The 22,679-nt window shown below is 41.2% G+C and carries 15 protein-coding genes; 8 read left to right on the top strand and 7 right to left on the bottom strand.

Features of this window, described 5'->3' with window-relative positions; translation table 11 throughout:
- Positions 1-4: 4 nt before the first annotated feature.
- A complete protein-coding gene (locus KO525_RS16190) occupies positions 5-400 on the bottom strand; it encodes a DUF2391 family protein (protein WP_215964870.1) in 396 nt (131 codons plus the stop codon).
- A 252-nt stretch (positions 401-652) separates the two neighbouring features.
- Between KO525_RS16190 and KO525_RS16185 the strand changes: the two genes are divergently transcribed.
- The 5 genes from KO525_RS16185 (at position 653) to KO525_RS16165 (ending at position 5,116) form a co-directional block, all read left to right on the top strand.
- Positions 653-1,495: a pirin family protein gene (locus KO525_RS16185; RefSeq protein ID WP_215964869.1), complete on the top strand. Its 843-nt coding sequence runs from the start codon at positions 653-655 to the stop codon at positions 1,493-1,495.
- Positions 1,496-1,604: 109 nt separating this feature from the next.
- On the top strand, positions 1,605-2,576 hold the full coding sequence (locus KO525_RS16180; RefSeq protein ID WP_215964868.1) for a glutathione S-transferase family protein: 972 nt from the start codon (positions 1,605-1,607) through the stop codon (positions 2,574-2,576).
- A 3-nt stretch (positions 2,577-2,579) separates the two neighbouring features.
- The gene (locus KO525_RS16175) at positions 2,580-3,464 is read left to right on the top strand and encodes a LysR family transcriptional regulator (protein WP_215964867.1); all 885 of its coding nucleotides are present in this window, start codon (positions 2,580-2,582) and stop codon (positions 3,462-3,464) included.
- Between the two features lie 69 nt (positions 3,465-3,533).
- On the top strand, positions 3,534-4,268 hold the full coding sequence (locus tag KO525_RS16170; protein ID WP_215964866.1) for an SDR family NAD(P)-dependent oxidoreductase: 735 nt from the start codon (positions 3,534-3,536) through the stop codon (positions 4,266-4,268).
- The gene (locus KO525_RS16165; protein WP_215964865.1) at positions 4,268-5,116 is read left to right on the top strand and encodes an amidohydrolase; all 849 of its coding nucleotides are present in this window, start codon (positions 4,268-4,270) and stop codon (positions 5,114-5,116) included. Before KO525_RS16170 ends, KO525_RS16165 begins: the two co-directional genes overlap by 1 nt.
- 8 nt (positions 5,117-5,124) lie before the next feature.
- Here KO525_RS16165 and KO525_RS16160 read toward each other — a convergent pair whose 3' ends face one another.
- The 4 genes from KO525_RS16160 to KO525_RS16145 form a co-directional block, all read right to left on the bottom strand.
- A complete protein-coding gene (locus tag KO525_RS16160) occupies positions 5,125-6,300 on the bottom strand; it encodes a mandelate racemase/muconate lactonizing enzyme family protein (RefSeq protein WP_215964864.1) in 1,176 nt (391 codons plus the stop codon).
- A 10-nt stretch (positions 6,301-6,310) separates the two neighbouring features.
- Entirely contained in the window at positions 6,311-7,081 is a 771-nt protein-coding gene (locus KO525_RS16155) for a class II aldolase/adducin family protein (RefSeq protein WP_215964863.1), read from the bottom strand.
- Positions 7,082-7,262: 181 nt separating this feature from the next.
- The gene (locus KO525_RS16150; RefSeq protein ID WP_215964862.1) at positions 7,263-15,530 is read right to left on the bottom strand and encodes a thrombospondin type 3 repeat-containing protein; all 8,268 of its coding nucleotides are present in this window, start codon (positions 15,528-15,530) and stop codon (positions 7,263-7,265) included.
- A 316-nt stretch (positions 15,531-15,846) separates the two neighbouring features.
- Positions 15,847-16,860 carry a 1-aminocyclopropane-1-carboxylate deaminase gene (locus tag KO525_RS16145; RefSeq protein WP_215964861.1) on the bottom strand — a complete coding sequence of 338 codons (1,014 nt, stop codon included), beginning with the start codon at positions 16,858-16,860 and terminating at the stop codon, positions 15,847-15,849.
- Positions 16,861-17,005: 145 nt separating this feature from the next.
- Here KO525_RS16145 and KO525_RS16140 point away from each other — a divergent pair, with 145 nt between their 5' ends.
- The gene (locus tag KO525_RS16140; RefSeq protein WP_215964860.1) at positions 17,006-17,482 is read left to right on the top strand and encodes an Lrp/AsnC family transcriptional regulator; all 477 of its coding nucleotides are present in this window, start codon (positions 17,006-17,008) and stop codon (positions 17,480-17,482) included.
- 45 nt (positions 17,483-17,527) lie between these two features.
- Here KO525_RS16140 and miaE read toward each other — a convergent pair whose 3' ends face one another.
- Together miaE and KO525_RS16130 are read right to left on the bottom strand one after the other, a co-directional pair.
- The gene (miaE, locus tag KO525_RS16135; RefSeq protein ID WP_215964943.1) at positions 17,528-18,289 is read right to left on the bottom strand and encodes a tRNA isopentenyl-2-thiomethyl-A-37 hydroxylase MiaE; all 762 of its coding nucleotides are present in this window, start codon (positions 18,287-18,289) and stop codon (positions 17,528-17,530) included.
- Positions 18,290-18,401: 112 nt separating this feature from the next.
- On the bottom strand, positions 18,402-20,537 hold the full coding sequence (locus KO525_RS16130; RefSeq protein ID WP_215964859.1) for a winged helix-turn-helix domain-containing protein: 2,136 nt from the start codon (positions 20,535-20,537) through the stop codon (positions 18,402-18,404).
- Positions 20,538-20,678: 141 nt separating this feature from the next.
- Between KO525_RS16130 and KO525_RS16125 the strand changes: the two genes are divergently transcribed.
- Entirely contained in the window at positions 20,679-21,503 is an 825-nt protein-coding gene (locus KO525_RS16125) for a hypothetical protein (RefSeq protein ID WP_215964858.1), read from the top strand.
- 548 nt (positions 21,504-22,051) lie between these two features.
- On the top strand, positions 22,052-22,651 hold the full coding sequence (locus tag KO525_RS16120; RefSeq protein WP_215964857.1) for a Yip1 family protein: 600 nt from the start codon (positions 22,052-22,054) through the stop codon (positions 22,649-22,651).
- Positions 22,652-22,679: the final 28 nt, after the last annotated feature.

The following is a 22,679-nucleotide window of genomic DNA, read 5'->3' as shown; positions in this document are numbered from 1 at the left end:
CTCGCTATTCTTTATCAAAGCTGTCAACAATTATTGCCCCCATTGAGGCGGGCATTGTAATGACAACAATCCGTTTAAACGCTAAAACGGGACTGTCAACAATTGGCAACTTATCAATACACATCAAAACAAGTGCAACAACAAACGCTGAAATGACATAAGCAATTAGTATTCGAAATACAAAGGTAGAGACTCGGTGGCTAATATCTTGTTGAAAGACGCTTTGATAGGCAAATAGCCCTAAAAACATCATCGAAAGGCAAAACAGAAAAAACAAATTTACCCAGGGCAAGGTTTCCCCTAATCGCCAGGCTTCTTCAGAAAATGAAATAGGAACGGCTAGTGCAAAGGCACCAACGAACACCTGACTGGCGTCTTCTAAATTGAAATTTTTAATCACGCTTATTATTCCTCATTTAGCCTATACTCATTCGATGTTGTCTGGTAGTTGGTTGATTTCAACATAACTTATTTTTTATTTTGGTTAAATGCATTTGCTCCAATAACTTAATACGGGTCACTTCATCTGCAATAGAAAATGACTCCTCACCTTATCGTTCTATTTAATAGAATGATAGGCTCGATTTATACTAATATCATTCCACTATATAAGTGTTAGTCTGAACACATTACTGATTGAGAGGAACAATTCATGAACATTATTAAAAAACTGCAAAGTCGCCCTACTCAAGATGGCGATGGAGTAAAAATCTCAAGAATAGCGGACTTTTCAGGCATTCACTTAGATCCGTATTTAATGATAGACGAGCTTCGTTCCGACGATGCTAAGGATTTCATTGGGGGTTTTCCTCCACATCCGCATCGTGGGATTGAAACTTTCACGTATATGATTAAAGGTGCATTTGAACATCAAGACCAGATGGGCAATAAAAAACATATTCGCGCCGGTGACGTGCAATGGATGAGTACCGGTTCAGGAGTTATTCATTCTGAGATGCCGGCTGCCGATGAAGAGCATGGCATGCATGGGTTTCAAATTTGGCTAAACATGCCCGCTAAAGACAAAATGCGTCCAGCTATTTACCAGGACTCTGCTGAAGCTGGAAGCCCTGTCATAAACGATCAGCAAGGAGTCACATTAAAAGCGTTGGCGGGAAGTTGGCAATTTGCAAATCAACACGTTGCTTCTCCTCTTGATGGTTTAGCTACCGGAGCCGCTGTTGCGGATATGACTTTTGACGCGAATAAAGATGCAACACTTAACTTACAGCAATTTGAGCAAGTGCTTATCTATGTGCACACGGGAAGTTTAAGCACGCCACCGCTCGCTCGCGGTGAATTGGTTATTGTTGACTCACAATCAATTATCGAAATGACATCGAGTCAAGTAGGGGCTGGTATTTTAGTTTTAACAGGCAATAAAATTAAAGAATCAATTGTTCATATGGGCCCATTTGTGATGAATACACAAGCTGAGATTAACCAGGCTGTACAAGATTATCAAACGGGCAAATTTGGCCAATTGACAATTTAAACCTGATTAAGAACATCAAAGTAGCGATATCTTGTAGTGCTTAGGTTGGATAGATCTAAATGCAACAAGAATAATGTAGTTGTAACGTGGTAAAAATAGGTAACAAATTATGGGTTTATTGGTAGATGGTATTTGGCGCGACGATTGGTACAAAACGGCTGATAATGGTGGTGCATTCAAACGTGAAGACGCTAAATTACGTAATTGGGTTACCGCTGATGGAAGTGCAGGTTCTACTGGTAAAGCAGGATTTAAAGCTGAGTCTGGGCGTTATCATCTCTATGTCTCACTCGCCTGCCCCTGGGCGCATCGGACATTAATTTTTAGGCAGTTAAAAAGCCTGCAATCGCATATTGACGTATCCGTTGTAAGCTCTGACATGATTGAACACGGCTGGACGTTTGACCCAAATACCGGCAGCAGTGGCGATAACTTATATCAATCTGAATATATGCACCAGATTTATACCAAAAATGACAGCGCCTATACAGGACGAGTAACGGTCCCTGTATTGTGGGATAAAAACACCCAACAAATTGTTAGTAACGAGTCTGCTGACATTATTCGAATGTTTAACTCAGCGTTTAATGATATCACGGGCAATACAATAGACTTTTACCCAGCTGAATTGCGCAAAGAAATAGACGCCATTAATGCGTTTGTTTATCCAAACATAAACAACGGCGTATATCGATGTGGTTTTGCAACGACGCAACAAGCATATAAAGAAGCTTATGATTCGTTATTTGTCGCACTTGATAAAATTGAAGAAATTCTCGCTAACAATAAATATTTAGTAGGTGACCTACAGACTGAAGCGGATTGGCGATTATTTACAACGCTTATTCGTTTTGACGCAGTATATTTTGGACACTTTAAATGTAACCAAAGACAAATAGACAGTTACCCAAATATTTCCAATTATGTAAGATCGTTATATCAAGTTGCTGGGGTCGCTGAAACCACTAATATGCAGCACATCAAACGCCACTATTACTTTAGTCATACGATGATCAACCCAACCCAAGTTATTCCGGAAGGTCCTAAACATGACTTCCTAGCGCCCCACAATAGAGGGTAATCAATGATACGGATTACACTTGAGCAATGGCGAATGTTTAAGGCCGTTGTGGATTTTGGCGGTTTTAATCAGGCTGCCCAAAATATTCATAAAAGCCAATCGAGCATTCACAGCTCGGTAAGTAAAATTGAACAATCCTTAGGGTTAAAATTATTTTATGTTGAAGGTAAAAAAACACATCTTACTGACTCTGGCGTCCTATTATTAAGGCGGGCTAACTATCTGTTGGAAGAAGCGGAAAAACTCGAATCTATTGGCCATATATTATCTGAAGGCATTGAGTCTCAACTAAAAATAGCAGTAGATGAAATGTTTCCCCAAGACCGTTTATGTGAAGCACTTGAGCTTACGTCGATGGCGTTTCCTTTTTTACGGGTAGAAATTTTGGAGTCGGTATTAAGTGGTGCCAATGAATTGCTCGAAAAAGGTGCGGTCGATTTGGCAATTTCGTCAATAAACAATACGTCTGGCAGCAGCGAAGCAATTTGCCAAATAGAGTTTATTGCAGTCACTAGTCCTGATCACCCCTTGCAACAAAACACACAACCGATTTCACATGAAGAACTTAAATTGCATCGACAAATTGTTATCCGTGATTCAGCGTTAACACAAAGCAAAGATGCTGGTTGGTTAGGGGCGCATCAGCGTTGGACTGTAAGCCATATTCGAACTTCTCTTGATATGTTAAGTCGCGGATTGGGATTTGCTTGGCTGCCTGTTACGTCGATTCAAACGGCGCTGCAACAAAACACCATCACCCCATTAGCGCTTAAGCGGGGCTCTTCTCGGTTAGTTAGTTTGCACTTGTTATATAAAGATGATGATATGTTGGGCCCTGCAACACAATTTTTTGTTGAAAAACTGCGAGAGCAATGTTTAAAAATTTAGTTTTGGATAAAGCATCTAACCTCGTTTTCGTTTAACATGTTTTTAACGAGTTAGAATGAAATTTGGTTTATGGATCTTAATAATAAAACGTGTGTGATCACCGGTGGCAGTTCAGGCATTGGTGAAGCCATTGTAATGCGATTTTTGGCCGGTGGTTTTACCGTGTTTAATTTGGACTTAACCCCTTCAAATCACGGTGAATTTATAAAGTGCGATGTGACTGTTCATCAGCAGGTCGCCGCCGCAATTGCGAATATTGGGGCAATACACAATATCGATGTGCTTGTGTCAAACGCTGGTGTGCATCATTCAGCCAATATTGAAGATACCACGGAAGCCGATTTTAACCGTGTACTTGAAATAAACGTCAAGGGCGCATTTTCAGCGGTTCAATCGGTACTGCCCTACATGAAGCAGCAAAATTCAGGTTCAATTATCTTAATGTCGTCTGACCAAGCGCTTGTTGCGAAACAAAATTCATTTATATATAACCTAACCAAAACCGCAATTGCGTCTATGGCAAAAACTACGGCTATTGATTACGCCAAATTTAATATTCGAGCTAATGCCGTTTGTCCCGGTACGATTGAAACGCCGCTTTATCACCGGGCGATTGATAATTATTGTGCAAAATCAGGCGCTGATAAAGCCCAAATTCATAAAGAAGAAGCCGCGCTACAACCCCTCGGGCGACTCGGTCAACCGAGTGAAGTGGCGGAACTCGTGTGGTTTTTAGCAAGTGACCAAGCCAGTTTTATCACTGGTAGTTTGCAAGTAATCGATGGCGGTTACACAGCACAATAATGAAGATAATCGATCCGCATATTCATCTATTTGACTTATCAAAAGGGGAATATGGTTGGTTAAAACCAGAAAACCAGCCAAATTGGCCAGATAAAAGCCGTATTTTTCGTTCATTTTCAGAAGAAGATCTAACGCTTGGCGTGTCGAATAAGCTGGCGGGTTTTGTCCATATAGAAGCAGGTTTTGATAATAACGCCCCATGGCGGGAAATAGAGTGGCTTGAACGTATTTGCCAAAAGCCATTCAAAAGCATTGCGGCGATAGATTTAACGCTGCCACCTGCATCCTTCAAGCACCAAGTTTCCAAGCTCAAGGTGTTAAATTCGGTTGTTGGGGTTAGACATATCTTAGATGATGATCTACCCGCTATTTTGAGTCATCAAAATACCGCAAACAACTTATTAACACTTGATAATCTCGGTTGGATATTTGAGTTACAATTTGATCTTAACAACACTGATTTTACTTTGTTGTGTGTCGACAAACTGACACCATTTAATAATATTAAATTTACATTAAACCACTGCGGTTTTATCAATTTAAGTCACTCAGAGATTAACAGTCAGTTCTATCAAAACTTAATATCAGTTAGCCAACTGCCTAATATAGCGGTGAAATGCTCAGGATGGGAAATGATAGATAGAGCATATGGTTTTGCTGATGTTCACTTTGCTGTGCTCAAATGCATCGACATATTTGGTCCTAAAAAAGTTATGTATGCGAGTAACTTTCCTCTGTGTACTTTTAGTTATGGCTACCAACAATATTGGCAAGAACTCAATAAACTTAATATTGTCCATGCACAGGCGCTCTTTCACGACAACGCCCATACATGGTATCAATTTTAGTTATACCGTTATTTAACGGTAATATTGGGTGAGCGTTTTACAACGTCATCATTTAATTCAATTCCAATTCCCGGTGTCTCTGATACTTCAAAGATACCATTTTTAGGTTGTGGGTCTTGAATACACAGTTCACGGTTCCAGTGTTTGGTTGCGTAAGTATGGTGTTCATGAATTAAAAAGTTAGGGATTGCTGTTTCTAAATGCAAGCTGGCGGCTGTTGCTACCGGGCCACCGCAAACGTGAGCTTGAATTCGGATGTCATAAACATCGGCATAATCGCAGACTTTTTTCGCTTCTGTAAAGCCTCCGCATAAACCAACATCAGGTTGTAAAACGTCAATACTTTGATCTTCAAAATAAGGTCGAACATCCCAACGATGATATAGACGTTCGCCACCGGCAATTGGCACATTTACGTTGTCGGCAACTTTTTTATGGACAGCAGAATTTAAGTAATTCACTGGTTCTTCGTACATCATGCAATCCACTTCTTTAACAATTTCACCCATCTGTATCGCAGATGCAGCCCCCATTAAAGAATGCGATTCAAAAATAATGTCAACGTCTGGGCCGACTGCATTTCGAATAGCACGTAAGCGGTCACCAAATAATCTAAGCTGTGGGCGAGTGAATAAATTGGTTCGGTCAAATGACGAATCACCATTTTTATCATAAACGATTGGATCAACTTTAACCGCGTCGAAACCCTCTGCTACCGCTTTTAATGCCGCTTCAGCGTACTCAGCAGGTTCGATTAGTTTTTTAATGTCCTTATCCCAATCGAACTGCAACTGACTGGCATAAGTACGCAGCTTGGTATTTGTTTTGCCGCCTAATAATTGGTAAACAGGTACACCAAACGCCTTGCCTTTGATGTCCCACAATGCGGTGTCTATTGCGCTCATTGCCGCATACAGGACAGGCCCACCGCCTAATCCCCAAAAACTTTCCCTTAACATTCTTGACCACAACAGCTCTGTTTTAAACGGGTCGAAACCGATAAGAACGGCTTCAGTGATCTCTTTTATCATGGCTGCAGCCGCACTGTGGCCCCAATCATAGGCTAAGCCAGCTTCACCGACACCTGATATCCCTTCGTCAGTATGAACACGAACAAATATTGGATTCCAAGCGGTACGGTCTGGGCAATGGATGTCAAAGATCTCTACATGAGTTATTTTCATTATTTATTCTCTATTGGTCAAATTCTGGGTAAGTTCGTTTTACTTTTCGCATCATTGCGGGCCAGGCTTTTTCACCACCTGTTTGGCCAGAATGAACGATGTTAGCCTGGGCCTTGATTCCGTCAATAATCGATTGTTCAACATAATTAATTGGTTGTTGCATAGACAAAGCTTGCACTTGGATATGACAGGCACGGACAAGGTCGTACATATGCATAAAAGCATCACCTATAGTTTTACCTAACGTTAACGCACCATGATTACGTAACAACATAAAATTTGCTGCACCTAAGTCGTCTTGGAGGCGTTTCTTTTCATCCTGATTTACCGCTAAACCTTCGTAATCGTGATAGCTCATTGACGCTAATGCAAACATCGAATATTGAGAAATAGGTAACAACCCGTCTTTCATGCTCGCAACAGCAATGGTTTCATTGGTATGTACATGGAGTACACATTGGTCCTCGTGGCGTGCTTCATGCACCGCACCGTGTATTGTATAACCGGCTGGATTAATTGAGAAAGGACAGTCTTGTTGGATCACATTGCCATCGATGTCAATTTTTACCAAATTGGATGCATTGATTTCGTCAAATGCTAGGCCAAACGCATTAATAAGCAAATGTTCAGTACCTGGGATCCTGGCGGAAATATGTGTGTGAATTAGATCATCCCAACCATGTATTACATACAGCCGATAAGCCGCCGCAAGCTCAACACGAGTTTGCCATTCTTGTTCAGAGACCTGGCCTTTTAAACTAATTGGTGGTAATTCATACATAATAAACAACTCGTATTACTTTCTTTGACTGCACTTTACTAAAACAAATGACGAGGTGAAAGTGCCTGATTGAATAAGTTATGATTTCCGAGTGTTAATTTAATTGCCCCGCAAAAACAAAAAAGCCAGCTAAGGGATTAGCTGGCTTCTAATATGTTAAGTTTAACTTTTTAAGATCAGATTAAGCGGCCTGGGGGAAACTAAATTCATCTTCAGGATCTGTGCCGTCTATGATTTCTTTTTCATCCGTATAACCATCAGAATCAAAATCTGAACATGCATCGCCTAGCCCATCGAGATTAAAATCTTCCTGATTTGGGTTAAAGACGTCAGAACAATTATCGGTACTATTATCAACACCATCATTATCAAAATCAACGTCTTGACACATGTCACCAACGCCATTACCGTCAGAGTCCATTTGATCTTCGTTAGCGTAAGCAACGCAATTATCCATGTAATCAACTATTCCGTCCAAATCCATATCAGAATTCATGTCCGGTCCATGGTCAATATTAAACGAAAGTAAGATATCTGCTGTTGCTTCAGTATTAAACAAAATTTGCATTTCATTTTCAGTTCCTGACTCATAGTGACCCTGACGTAATACCGTTTTACCATCTGATTCAATAACATTTTCGACAAATAAGAACATGTCTGAGTTTCTCATCATTTGTAAATGGTCAGGAAGTTCAAGAACAAAAATATCAAAACCACCCATATTGGAAAATAGTACAAGGCCTTCACCTAATAATAGTTTCTCCATATCGCCGTGGTCGTTATATCCGTGTTTAAATATGGTGACTGTTAAATTATCCCCCATAATAGTGCCGTCATCCGACCAAAACTCTGCAAACATGTCGCCTTCTAAATACAATTTAAAACCGTCATTTTCATCATCGAGCATTTTATTTGCAATAATGTCATCAATACTTGTTGCTATAACCGGAATGACCTCTTCGAACTCATTTTCCTGCCATTTCAAAACAATAGCGTTAGCACATTCCAGATCTAAACTGTCGATCATATCCATATTTTGGTCACACCAAAAACGGTAAGTTCCGTCTACATTTTCAACGTTAGCAACATAACCTATAGCGTCATCACTAAACGTTTCATTGGTAAAAGCGGCTTTATAATCATGATGTAAATAATGCGATATTTGCATGCCCGACAAATCGATTGCCTGTAAATCTATATTAAGTTGCGATCCATCAACGTTTAACATTGCGGTATGGCCTTCGGAGCCGTAGCCATCAAACGTTAGATTACCAAGAGCTTGCATAACGCCGCTGTCATTTATAATAAATTCTTGCATATAACTCTCAGTATGTTCTAACCAACTTTGCGCCGCCAAATCAAATCTATACATGGTTTCCGCATTTTGATCGACAGCATCAATAATGGTGCCATATTCAAAATCCTTGCCTTCGATATAATTAAAGCTATCAAACCAGCTCAAACCAGCCATAAATGCTGTTTCTTCATTAACACTCATATCTGGGCGTTCAATGCTCATTGTCGTGGTGACAACACAGCCTTTTCCAGTGTCTTCCACCACATCACTGTGCATCATCGTATCCGATAACTCGTCGTATTGACCCATGTACATCCGGAACATCGGTGCCATTTGCTCTGTTCCAGTGTCGTCCGTGCCGTCTTCGGCAATATTCTCACTCATGCCGTCGTCTGTGCCCTCGACATTGTCAGGTTCCATGTCGTCCTTCATTTCGTACCACATGTAGCTGCCATCCTCGGCCAGTACGCCGTACGCAATCATATGGCCGCCCATGTTTCCTTCTATGCCTTCCATGCCTTCCATGCCGTACATGTCATCGTCACGACCATCATTTACATTCGCATCAAATACGAAGAACTGATTGCCTTCCATTTCAATTTTGCCTAAGCCGCCCATAGGATAAATCATGCCGCTCATGTCGCACGTCATGTCAGAGCTGATATCGCTAAAGGATTCTTGTCCTTTACCGTGCCAAAGGCCACTGATGTTACTCACCGCAATATCACACGCATCGCCTAAGCCGTTATCGTCCGCGTCTTCCTGTCCATCGTTCATCACGGCAATACAGTTATCGTCATAGTCCATCACGCCGTCACCGTCTAAGTCGGTGAACTGCCTTCTGTCCCACACCATATCGTCGTAATCATCAGCGTCATCTTCGTTTAATACGCCGTCATTATCGATGTCGTCATCCATATAATCTGGAATGCCGTCTTCATCAAAATCTGGCTCATCAACCATTTTGCCTATCCATGGATTATAAATATCCATGTCTTCGTCGTTCATCACGCCGTCGCCATCGATGTCACTGTCCATATAGTCTTCAATACCGTCACCATCTGTATCTGCTTCGCCGTTGATTTCACATGCATCGCCAACGCCATTTTCGTCCACATCCAGTTGGTCTTCGTTCTTCACGACTGGGCAATTATCTTCACCGTCTAACCAACCATCTTGGTCATAGTCTTTATTTTGATAATTGAAGTCACACAAATCGCCAATACCATTACCATCTTGGTCATGTTGTTGCGGATTATAATGCTCTGGACAGTTGTCCATATCATCATCCCAGCCATCATAGTCTTTATCACTCACTGGCTTCATTGGTGCAAAGTGCATCAGCACATCGTCTTTCGCCACATCGTTAAACAACATGACTTGCTCAACACCCATACCGTCAACCACATACCCCATACGTAAGTAGGTATTTGTCATGTCATCCGTGCTCTCCAATGTGGACTCTTCAAATAGGAACATCATTTGTTCTGGCATATCAATGCCGTCTGGTAATACAAATGTATACACCGCAACATCGCCCATCATGGTCAATTCCAGTCCATTACTTACCGCTACAGGGCCCGCTTCTGCGTTCATTCCTGAATGGTATTTCACTTCGAGGTTACCACCGGCAAACGTTCCGTCGTCTGACCAAACTTCCACAAATTGATCGTCGCCAAGCCACACCTGAACCGGCATATCTGTCGTTTCATTGGCATTGTTTATCACATCATCAATGCTCATCGCTGCGACTGGAAGTTGAGCACCGTTGCTACTTTCTGCGTCCAATACCCAGTCCACGATAACCACATTTTCACAGTTCAACTCTGGGAACCAGTCGGATAAACCACCACCTGAATCACACCAGAAACGGTATTGTGCGTCGCCACTTTGATTTATCTCCGCGATAAAGCTCATGGCCCCATCACTGAACATCGGCATGCCATCACCTAGATGCCATTCGTAACTCCCTGGCACATAATCTTCAATGCGTTGGCCCGCGATATCCAGACCCATTAAGTCTACCGTAAACGTATCTAACCCATTGCTTAAGGTTGCGGTGTCGCCATTATCGCCATAACCCACCACCATTAAGGTATTAGTATTTTCTGTAATGCCTAAGTCCGTAATGACAAACTCAACTTCTGGGTCCATTTCTTCAACCCAATCCGCTGTTTCAAAATCATAAACATAGGAGATTTCATCCACTGTGTCACTCGCATCCATTATTCGGCCATAGTCAAACCACATATGGTCGCCGTAATCTTCGCCTTCAAACCAGCTCAAACCAGCCATAAATGCCGTTTCTTCATTAACACTCATATCTGGGCGTTCAATGCTCATTGTCGTGGTGACAACACAGCCTTTTTCAGTGTCTTGCACCACATCACTGTGCATCATCGTATCCGATAACTCGTCGTATTGACCCATGTACATCCGGAACATCGGTGCCATTTGCTCTGTTCCAGTGTCGTCCGTTCCGTCTTCGGCAATATTCTCACTCATGCCGTCGTCTGTGCCCTCGACATTGTCAGGTTCCATGTCGTCCTTCATTTCGTACCACATGTAGCTGCCATCCTCGGCCAGTACGCCGTACGCAATCATATGGCCGCCCATGTTTCCTTCCATGCCTTCCATGCCGTACATGTCATCGTCACGATCATCATTTACATTCGCATCAAATACGAAGAACTGATTGCCTTCCATTTCAATTTTGCCTAAACCGCCCATAGGATAAATCATGCCGCTCATGTCGCACGTCATGTCAGAGCTGATATCGCTAAAGGATTCTTGTCCTTTACCATGCCAAAGGCCACTGATGTCACTCACCGCAATATCACACGCATCGCCTAAGCCGTTATCGTCCGCGTCTTCCTGTCCATCGTTCATCACGGCAATACAGTTATCGTCATAGTCCATCACGCCGTCACCGTCTAAGTCGACAAGCTGTTCTTCACGCCAAACGGCTGAGTTATAAGGGTCAACATCTTCATCATTAGGAACCCCATCATTATCGATGTCGTCATCCATATAATCTGCAATGCCGTCGTTGTCGAAGTCTTTATCGCCTTCGCCATTTGTTGGATCAAATGGACTAGGATCCTCGTCGTTCATCACGCCATCGCCGTCAATATCCCCGTCACATAAGTCACCAATAGTGTCAAAATCAAAGTCAAACTGATCTGGGTTGCTCACTAACGGACAGTTATCTGAACCATCTAAGAAATTGTCACCGTCTGAATCTGGATTGAGTGGCATAGTGCCTAATTCAATTTCAACAAGGTCACCTAAGCCATCACCGTCATCATCGGTATCTTTATTGTCACCAAGGCCGTCACCGTCGGTATCTAGGGATTCAGAATCATTTTTTGGCAATGCATCGTCTTCATTTAGGACGCCATCACCATCAATATCGTCGTCTGAATTGTCGCCAATACCGTCGCCATCAAGATCAGAATGCTCTGTCGGATCATTCGGGAATGCGTCCTGATCATCACTGACACCGTCGTTATCGTCATCATCATCGGTATTGTTACCCAAGCCATCCTGGTCAGAATCTTCAAACTCACCATCAAAATATGGGAATGCATCGAGTTCGTTTTCAACACCGTCACCGTCAATATCATTATCTGAGTTATCGCCAATACCGTCGCCATCTGAATCGCGGTATTCACTGTCGTCATTTGGGAAGTCATCATTAATATCGAGAACACCGTCATTATCGTCATCGGTATCAAGTTCATCGGCAAGACCATCACCATCGCTGTCGATAAATATCGTGCCAGGAATTGAATTATCTAAATCATTAGGATCTTGCTCTGCCGGCCAACCATCATTGTCCTGATCTTCAGCATTTTGACGATTGAAATCGAGTGGGAAATCGTCCTCAGAGTCAACAACGCCATCGTTGTCATCATCTGTATCTTCATTGTTACCAACACTGTCACCATCCGTATCAAATTGCTCTAAACGATTGAATGGGAACGCGTCATTTGTATCGTCAACCCCATCATTGTCATCATCATCATCTGCATTATTGCCTACACCATCATTGTCATTGTCCGCACTTTCAGAAGCGTCATAAGGGAAAGCGTCATCAACATCTAACACCTGATCATTATCATCGTCTTTATCGCAGGCATCACCACGTGTATCACCATCAAAATTAGCTTGGCTTGGGTTTGCTACGAGAGGACAATTATCAATCATAGTGCCGTTTACGTCGAAGTTTGCGACACCATCATTATCAGAATCAAAACTAAAGTTTGGATCAGTCGGGAAGGCATCGGTACGATCTATGACGCCGTCGTCGTCGGTATCAATGTCAAATGGATCTGTGCCGATAGAGTGTTCATAATCGTCAGTTAAGCCATCGTTATCGTCGTCTTTATCGGCATTATCACCTTTACCGTCATTATCAAAATCTAACGATTCCGCTGCATTAAATGGGAACTTATCGACGGTATCTAATACACCATCATTGTCATCATCGGTATCTTCACGATTACCAACACCATCAGAGTCAAAATCTTTCTGTTCAAGTGGATCTAGCGGGAACGCGTCGTCTGTATCTTTTACGCCGTCATTATCATCGTCTGTATCCGCAATGTTGCCAATGCCATCGCCATCAGAGTCAGTGCTCTCGGTTGCATCTCTTGGGAATGCATCATTGGCATTTAAAACTGAGTCACCGTCAATATCAGTGTCAGTATTATCTCCAATACCATCGCTATCCAAATCAGAATATTCAGAGTTGTCTAACGGGAATGCATCATCAATGTCAACAACACCATCGTTGTCATCATCTTCATCAATTGCGTCGCCAATAGTATCCATATCGGTATCAACAAATGCAGTACCAGGACTTGTATTATCAAGGTCGTCTGGATCTTGCTCCGATGGCCAGCCATCGTTATCTAAATCTTCTGCATTTTGAAGATCGGCATTTAGTGGAAAATCATCATCAACGTCTAACGTACCGTCATTATCATCATCGGTATCAGCTCGATTGCCAACGCCATCACCATCGCTATCTAAGAATTCCGTTGGATCATTTGGGAATGCATCTCTAATGTCGCCAACACCGTCGTTGTCGTCGTCTGGATCGGCATTGTCACCAATTCCGTCTAAATCGGCATCCGAAGATTCAGTCGCGTTTAGCGGAAACAGATCATTAACATCTAAGACTAAGTCACCGTCGTCGTCGTCGTCGGCATTGTTACCAATGCCGTCCATATCGGTATCGGCATATTCTGAACCGTCCAATGGAAATGCATCTTCTTCATCTCCAACGCCGTCATTGTCGTCATCTGGGTCAGAGAGTGCGCTGTTTTCACCTAAGCGATTATTATCACTATCTAAGAAATACGCGATATCTGGCAATCCATCTTTGTCGTTGTCTTTATCAGCAGAGGCATCATCCGGAAACGCATCCTCTGAATTTAAGACGCCGTCGTTATCTATATCTGGATTGGTTTGTGCAATTTGCACTTCAATAACCGTTCCGGCTTCAGCAAGGACAGTGGTATCGGACACATCACCCGTGGTGCTTGTTTCCGAGACAATAACCGCTTTTACTTGAGCAACGGTTCTATTTTCAGGATCATTAGGTATAGGTAATGTGGCTGGGTCTTGGTCTAGTACATCAAGCACCCCCGCGGAATAACCTGAGTTTTCGCCATCCGAACTGCCGTCGATAATGCCGTCGGATAAGTCATTTGCCAATGACGCCAAAACACTGTCTGGCGAAGTTTCCTCGCCGTCATTGGAGTTATTTAGGGCATTCATTTGATACACAACCGCTGTCAATGCTTCTACAGCACTGCGATATTTTGTTGTGGCAACTTGTTTAGACGTATCGTTTGTTGATTCATCTAATAAAGGTGGCGTTGAATAAATATCTACACTAGAGCCTGCACCAAATCCCAAGGTCGATTTCACTTGGTTGGCCGCAACTTTAAGATTGGTAAGGAGTTCTGCGTCACTCTCAGATTTAGCCAGCGCAATATTAACCGCCATAGTACTTAGTGGTGTTGCATACCAACCGTCGCCATCGTCGATCATTTGCTGAGTGATAACGGTTTTAACAATTGTAATAACCGGTTCTAAGCCAGTTGTAATATCTATTGTGTCGTCATCATCTGCGATGACTAATAAATATGGTGGCGTAGAAGAGCCTATTGTAATGCCGGTAATTTTTGCCTGTGCGTTGGTTTCACCTGTATCGACTAAAACCCCCTGATAGTCATCTGCAGTATAGTCAATCTCGTAGAGACTGACTGTGGCAAATGCCATAGGTCCTTTAACACCGCCGCCTGAAACAGCTGATCTATTGCCATCATCTGGAAATGCATCGTCTTCATTTGCAACACTGTCACCATCGCGATCCGTGTCGGAATTATCGCCAACACCATCACCATCTAGGTCTGACTGCTCATTTTCATCCAATGGGAAAGCATCATCACCGTCAAGGACACCATCGTCATCATCGTCGGTGTCGGCATTATTACCAATACCGTCACCGTCTGTATCTGTGCTTTCGGTATCATCATTTGGAAAATCATCTTCACTATCTAACGTACCGTCATTATCGTCATCGGTGTCACTATTATCACCAATACCATCACCGTCGTAATCGGCACTTTCAGTGTCATCAAATGGAAATGCATCGTCACCATCAAGTACACCGTCTTGATCATCATCAGTATCAGCATGATCTCCTATCCCATCACCGTCATGGTCATTATATTCGGTATCGTCATATGGAAATGCATCAACTGTATCTAAAAAGCCATCGTTGTCATCATCGGTGTCGCTATTATCACCAATGCCATCATTATCGTTATCGGTTGTTTCAGTACTATCAAGTGGAAAAGAATCATCACTGTCTAAAACACCATCGCCATCATCATCGTCGTCACAAACATTGCCCATGGAATCTGAGTCTGTATTTTCTTGATCTTCATTGCTCAGCAATGGGCAATTATCATTATCATCGGAAATTCCATCTGAATCCGAATCGAGACCAGTGCCTATTGTTCCCGGTGGTTCTCCTTTTCCAACTTTCACCTCATCATCTTTTCCTAAATCAAAACAACCAGATAGCGTGAGTGAAACCAATAATACTGATAACCCGATACGAAGTTTATTCATAATAACAACCATTTTTGACGTTAAAGCTCAATCTAGAGCTTAGTTCATATTTAGTTGCTTACAAATTGACCATCGATTTAATTGAAATAAATTTGGACTAACAAACCGCTTTTATTAGTTAAAAAAAATATAAAATTAGAATTTGCAATTTTGACTACGTTTAGCTAAAGGGCTTTAGCAAAGTAAGATTTACGCCTTGGTTAATTACTAGGCAAGTTTCTCGACTTAAGAGATACCTATGAAAATGCAATAAAAGTTAAAGCAGTTCAGTTAATTAGCCTAAACGTCGTCAAAACCGAACTGTTTCTGTTTCCTACTAACCATTTCGATAGGTGTAGCTATATCCGTTAATTGCCGGAACACCACCTAAATGGACATAAAGGACTTTGCTGCCAATTGGAAAATAATCTTTTTTCACTAAGTCAATTAACCCTTGCATTGATTTTCCTTCATAAACAGGATCTGTGATCATCGCCTCAGTGCGTGCTGCAAGTCGCATAGCCTCGTTTGTTTCAGCGCTAGGGACACCATAAGCAGGATAGGCATAATCTGGATTAATGTGTATATCTTCATCCGTAATCCCCATTTTAAGTCCAATTAATTCAGCGGTATTATAGGCGATTTGTTTTACTTGTTCTCGGGTTTGCTCAACCGTGCCTGAAGCGTCAATGCCAATCACTTTTGACGCTCGACCATCCACTTTAAAGCCAACAATCATACCGGCTTGCGTTGAACCAGTAACGACACAGACCACTATATAATCAAACGTAAATCCTAATTCTTTTTCCTGCTCCCTGACTTCCTCGGCAAAAGCAACATAACCTAAACCTCCATATTTGTGTACAGAGCCACCAGCAGGGATTCCGTAGGGAATGCCTCCTTCATCACGTACAGACTGCATCGCATCTTCCCAACTGCTGCGTATTCCAATATCAAAACCTTCATCAACCATCTGACAGTCGGCTCCCATCAAACGTGTCATCAAAATATTACCGACTCGGTCATACACGGCATCGTCATGTGGCACCCAACTTTCCTGCACTAACTTACATTTCATGCCCAATTTAGCCGCAGTCGCCGCGACCATACGAGTATGATTAGACTGCACACCGCCAATTGAAACTAAAGTATCGGCTCCAGACTTAATAGCATCCGGTACGATATATTCTAATTTTCTTAATTTGTTGCCGCCCATTGCCAATCCCGAATTACAGTCTTCACGCTTAGCGTATATTTCCACTTTACCTCCTAACGTTTCGGTTAACCTTGGAAGGTGTTCTATCGGCGTTTTGCCAAATGTAAGTGGGTATCGTTCAAAGTTTTCTAACATTTACAGTCTCCAATTCAATTTCTTACGTCGAAATAAAGACTACCAACATTGTAACGAAAGGTGCTTTCTAATATTGTTAATTTATGTTCACATAAGACCTTAAAGAAAGAGATAACGAAACAATAAACAATATTAAGAACCAAAAATGAAAGAATCAACCAAACCTGATTTAGATAAAATTGATAAAAAAATACTTAAATTACTGCAACAAGATGGGCGAATCTCAAATGCAGACCTTGCTGATAAGGTAAATGTTAGCGCTGCGACTTGTTATCGCCGAACTCAACGTTTAATTGATTTGAAGATAATTCAATCAGTTCGCGCTCAAGTAGCACCAGAGGCTATAGAGTTAAGTGCATTAGTAATGGTCGGCGTTGTTTTAGACAGGTCAACACCTGAAAGCTTTTCAAACTTTGAAACGGCCATTAAAAAACTATCAATTGTCTTGTCATGTTATTTAGTGGCGGGTGAATTTGATTATTTGTTAAAAATACGGGCAAAAGACATGACCGACTTTAACAAATTGCATAGCGATAAGTTGTTAGCATTGCCTGAAGTGCGTCAACTTAGAACTTACTTCGTTATGAAAGAAGTCATCGAAAACGCACCGATGCCGCTTTGAAATAAACAATCAATAACAAGCTAAAATTCAAATTTTGGGCAAAAATTAGTGTTGCGGCAAGCCACTGTGGAATTTTAAATCAGTATCTGGTGAAATTATGAGTTCTGCTTCCCGTTCACCAAAAAAAGCGACACGGTCTGATAGGTTTTTACCGGCTATTTCTTCGGCTAAAGTGAGGTAGTCTTGGAAATGTCGAGCTTCTGACCTTAATAGTGACACGTAAAAATCCCCTAACCTTTTATCTACATGTGGCGCTAGTTTAGCAAAGCGTTCACAGGAGCGAGCCTCGATATATGCACCACAGATAAGTTTATCTATCAAGGTTTCAGGTTCATGGGTTTTAACGTGTTTTAACATTCCTTTCGCGTAGCGCCCCGGCGTAATATGTTTATACTCAACGCCATACTCATCCATCATCTCTAGTACCTGATAAAAGTGGTGAAGTTCTTCTTTAATCAATAACACCATTTTATCGACTAGATCTTGTCCATATTTTGAATCTGACCGGGGAATTACCGACTTTGTCAGGGTATTTTTTGCTGCCAATAAGCGCCAGTCACCTTCCCTTTTATAAATAAATGTTTCAAACGGTTCAAGCCAGGCCAATAAAGCATTGCCGCTTTCTTTATCTACTGCATATTTGCGGATCAAATACATTGCCGACTGCGCCGCTTTTAACTCACAAATTAAGTGATCGATTAATATCACCTGCAAGTTTTCTTTTTTGGCCGCTTCATGCACCCATTCTTCTGGCGTTTCGCATTTTAAAAATTGTAAAATTGGGGCGACGAGATCAGATGACAAAATTATTTCTCAGAATGTGGTTTATAGGGCTGGCATTTTAACATAGTAATTTTGCTAAGTAATAGTGAACAGCTTTGATCTTTAATGGCTTAAGAACAATTGCTTCGCCTTTATCTTACTCGCGCAATTTAACTTGCCATATATGACTGGTACTGAACTCAACCTGATCGCAGCTAAATAACCCCATTTGAAAAGACTTATTGCAACTATACGGTTTACGACCTCTAAACTCATAAATAGTGTGTTCAGTGCCTGTACTTAGGTCAAACTCGACGTATGTTTGATCTAACAAATAAAATATTTTATTTTCGCGTAACTGCCAGTGCCGCCAACCGGTAATAGGGAAGTCGGGAATAAGGGCTGATTCAACATTGGTTTTTAAATTCAGCTCGTATAATCCTTCACGATTAAACTTTGTTAAATAAATCTTATTGCCTGCCTCTTGAACACTATAGCCCCCCTTTGTAGTCAGTTGTTTAACTTCACCACTTTGCACCAGGTATTGCCATATATTCCATTGTCCATCAACCTCTGCACTAAACAAAATACTTCGATCTGCAAATGTTACATGATGAACTCGGTTAAACTGCTCTGCAATCGCCTGCCAGTTGTTATCTACAACTGAATATACATAAAGCCCACCATTAATACTCGCAACTAACTGCTCATCATTTTGTGACCAAGCCATCGCACTGATAAACTCTATTTTCTTATGAAATGCGGCGACATAGGCGACTTCACCATCCGCCTTGATATAAACCTGTTCTTGCCCCGTGCGGTCCGACTTGAATGCTAACAAATTTGACTTATTACCATAAATTGGTGACAAACTGACGCCTCTACTAGTTGTTAAAGGTGTTAGGGTTTTACCTGAGTCAGAATACTGGAAAATATTAATTGTTAATTGGCTGCGTTCAGTTAACACAGAATTGTTATCTTGCCCAAGTGCAAGTCGTCCGTATTGGTCGCTTTGCTCCGTCACATTTAAGTTAAGGTTGTCAGGGGTAAATTCATATAAACCATCAGCATTTGATGCCAATAACTGCTTGTTTGTCCGCCAGACTAAGCCATACACACTATTGATAAATGGCTTAGTCGCGATAACCTGGTTATTACTAATATCTACTAACTTAATTTTATCATCTGCTTCGCCACTATACTCTACAACGGCCAACACTTTACTGTTTGGAGATAGAGCAAAAACATAGTCGCCAACAGTATTGCCTTGCTGTAAAGGATGGGTGATTTGTCGCTTTCTTCCCGTATCTAACTGATAACTGTAAATAGCGTAAGGGTCAGCAACGCTCGGCCGATATTGATAAAACAATTGATTAAATTTTTGATCAAACTCTAATTGTGTAACGGTACCTTTGCCACAATCCATTATGTGTTCATTTTGTAAAGTAGCCGGAACAATTTTGACAATTTCGCAATTCCGCTGTTGTAAATTATTTAACCTAGATGCAAAGATTGCCCCGTCATTACCTTGGATCACGTCGGTATAATAATATTCATCGTCGGTTACGCTCTGCGCTTCTTTGCCTTTGTTTTTCTTATAAATTTGAGCATAGGCGTTAGGATCTTTACGATATAAAAACAATGCCGTTTCAGAACTTGAATCGTAGTCAGGGTTAAATGAGCTACCCATTGAGGTGGTTACAGGTTGCCATCCTTCTACACCTAATCGGTTGGAATGTTTAGGTTGAGCAAAATATTGGAGATACACCACAACGATTAAAATTAACACTGCCGTTAACCAAGCCCAAAAATAGTTAATGTTAACAGGACTTGTAATTGCTTGATTTACTGAGGCATGTGCTTCTTTTTGCGGAGTTTGTCGTGGTGTTGGTGATGTCAACGCTGAAGTTACTGTAAATTCCGTTACTGTTTCTGGCATGGTGCCATTATCCGTTTTGGAATAATCAGTTTTGGAATTATCCGCAATCATTGCCGGTAAAACCGTAAATTTGTATCCAACTTTACTGATGGTTTTAATCCACTGCGGCTTTGATGGGTCGTCTTCAATTAGTTTACGCAATTCACCCACGGCTCGATTTACCGCAGCATCGCTTACGATCCGTCCATCCCATACATGGGTTAATAGCTCTTCTCTAGAAATGGCTTCTTGCGGGTGTTGGCAAAAATACACTAAAAGTGCAAAAACACGGGGTTCACAATTAAGTAACTTTGCATTTTTTGATAACGTTACTTGAGCTGTGTCAACAACTACCCCACCAAATTCATAATTCAATTAAAGCCCCACTGCCTGCAATCATTATCATTTCATTATTAAACCATTGTCATCTGTTTATTGTGTTAAATCAAGGCACTGTCACAATTACATTGATGGCTGAATGGAGCCGATTTCTGTCAAAATTAAGTAAGGATAGTTATGCGTACAATTTATTGTGTTCTGCTCGTTTTGTTTTCTTTATCTGCTTGCTCAGAAATAACCAAAAATAAAGATGCACCGTCAATTATTGACGCTCAAATTGACGAACAAATTGACGAACAAGCAGAAACCAACAATACAACTGAAAATTTATCTATTCCCGATAATCGATTCTCAAGCACCTATCAGATTCTAATTTTTGGTAATAGCCACATTGTTGGATTAGACACATTAATAGGACAATTAATGCGTACTGCCAATCCCGACGCGCATATCAAAGTCGTTAATGGCGGTGGAGGCTTTTTAGACAATAAATCGAGTCTGGAACATAGGACAAGTTTAATTGCCAGCGAAGACTGGACTCATCTTATTTTGCAGGGTCAAAAGTACTCCCAATCTGGCACCCATAAATACTCAACGACCGCCACCGAATTATGGGTTGCAACAGCAAAGGAACAAAAGATCACCCCTATTCTATTTCCTGAACACCCACAAAAAGGCAACAGAGAAGAGGGCCGCAGAGTTCATCAAATTCATTCTGAAATTGCAAAACGCCAAAAAACTTGTGTTGCCCCTGTGGGACTAACTTGGGATAAAGCAATAATTATTGAACCCCAACTTAAATTACACAACCGGGACGGCAATCATGCTTCATTGATAGGAAAATTACTGACTGCATATGTCTTTTATGAATCGATTACTGGCGAACCCGCTGACTTACTTCCCTATATTGCAGAAATCGATGTGGAAGAAACGGTACAGCAGGCATTAAAACAATACGCTTCAGAAATCATTTTACTTAACCCGCCCTGTGTTTTTGACTAAAAAGAATAGACCTTAAAAAGTTATTTCTTACCCTCGGCCAATCAAGCAATTTTTTGGCCGACGTTTCCCAAAACCGACCTCTTTCTTCCTCTGTTGATTCAGCGTCCCTACATGTATTTTAAGCAATCAATTTGACGTATTTTAGGTCATAAAACCGCAGCAAAAAGTATGTTTGCCATTTGGCTAATTAATCAGAACACACTAAGCTGTACAAAAATCAATCACAAATTTTAAGTTATTCAGCGACCTAGAAAATAATAATCGAATATTTTTTACAAATAATTTTGATTTCAAAAATTAAGAAAAAAGTGACTGCAGAATTATGTACACTATTTTGAAGATACAACTCCTTTGTTTATTAGTAAGTTAGCGATATTAATAGAATTAATACTCTATATTAGAGTAATTGCGGTAATAACTATTTAGTATAACTCGAACATTTTTTAAACAATTCTAATCTTGACTCAAATTCTATTTTTGCCCATAACATAGACATGTTGCGCAGCTTATGTGCAGTTTGTGTTTAATAGCCAATAAGGAAAAGAATTATGATATTAAACCATTTGTGGGGGCTTTATGCGCACCCAGTCGAAGAGTGGCACACAATTGATAATCGCCACGAAAGTTTTAAGTATTCAATGTCACATATCATGATCATCGCAATGATACCGGCAATCTGTGCTTATTATTCAGTAACAACAATGGGTTGGAGTGTTGGCGTTGGTGAACCCCTTAGAATGTCTCCCGAATCGGCATTAATGTTATGTGTCGGAATGTATTTTTCACTAATAGCTGGCGTCTTTTTACTTGGATATTTAGCTCACTGGATGGCTCATACTTTTGGGTCAAAACCGACATATACCCAAACCCTTGAACTTGCTGCTTACACCGCTACACCATTATTTATGGCCGGTTTTGCTGCTCTTTTCCCAGTGGTTTGGTTTGTTATGTTAGTGGGTTTAGGTGCACTCGCCTATTCAATTTACTTGCTCTACGCCGGTGTGCCAATTTTAATGCACATCCCAGAGGAACGAGGGTTTATTTATGCTAGCTCAGTTGTTACATGCGGACTTATTTTGCTCGTATGTATTATGACTGCGTTTGCTATGTTTTGGAGTTCAGGCTACGCACCTGCGTTTAGCCACTAAATAATAAAAATTACAATCAACAATAAAA

The organism is Psychrosphaera sp. B3R10 (genome assembly GCF_018861025.1).
GTDB classification, from domain to species: Bacteria; Pseudomonadota; Gammaproteobacteria; order Enterobacterales; family Alteromonadaceae; genus Psychrosphaera; species Psychrosphaera algicola.
This window is presented reverse-complemented; position numbering and strand designations above follow the sequence as displayed.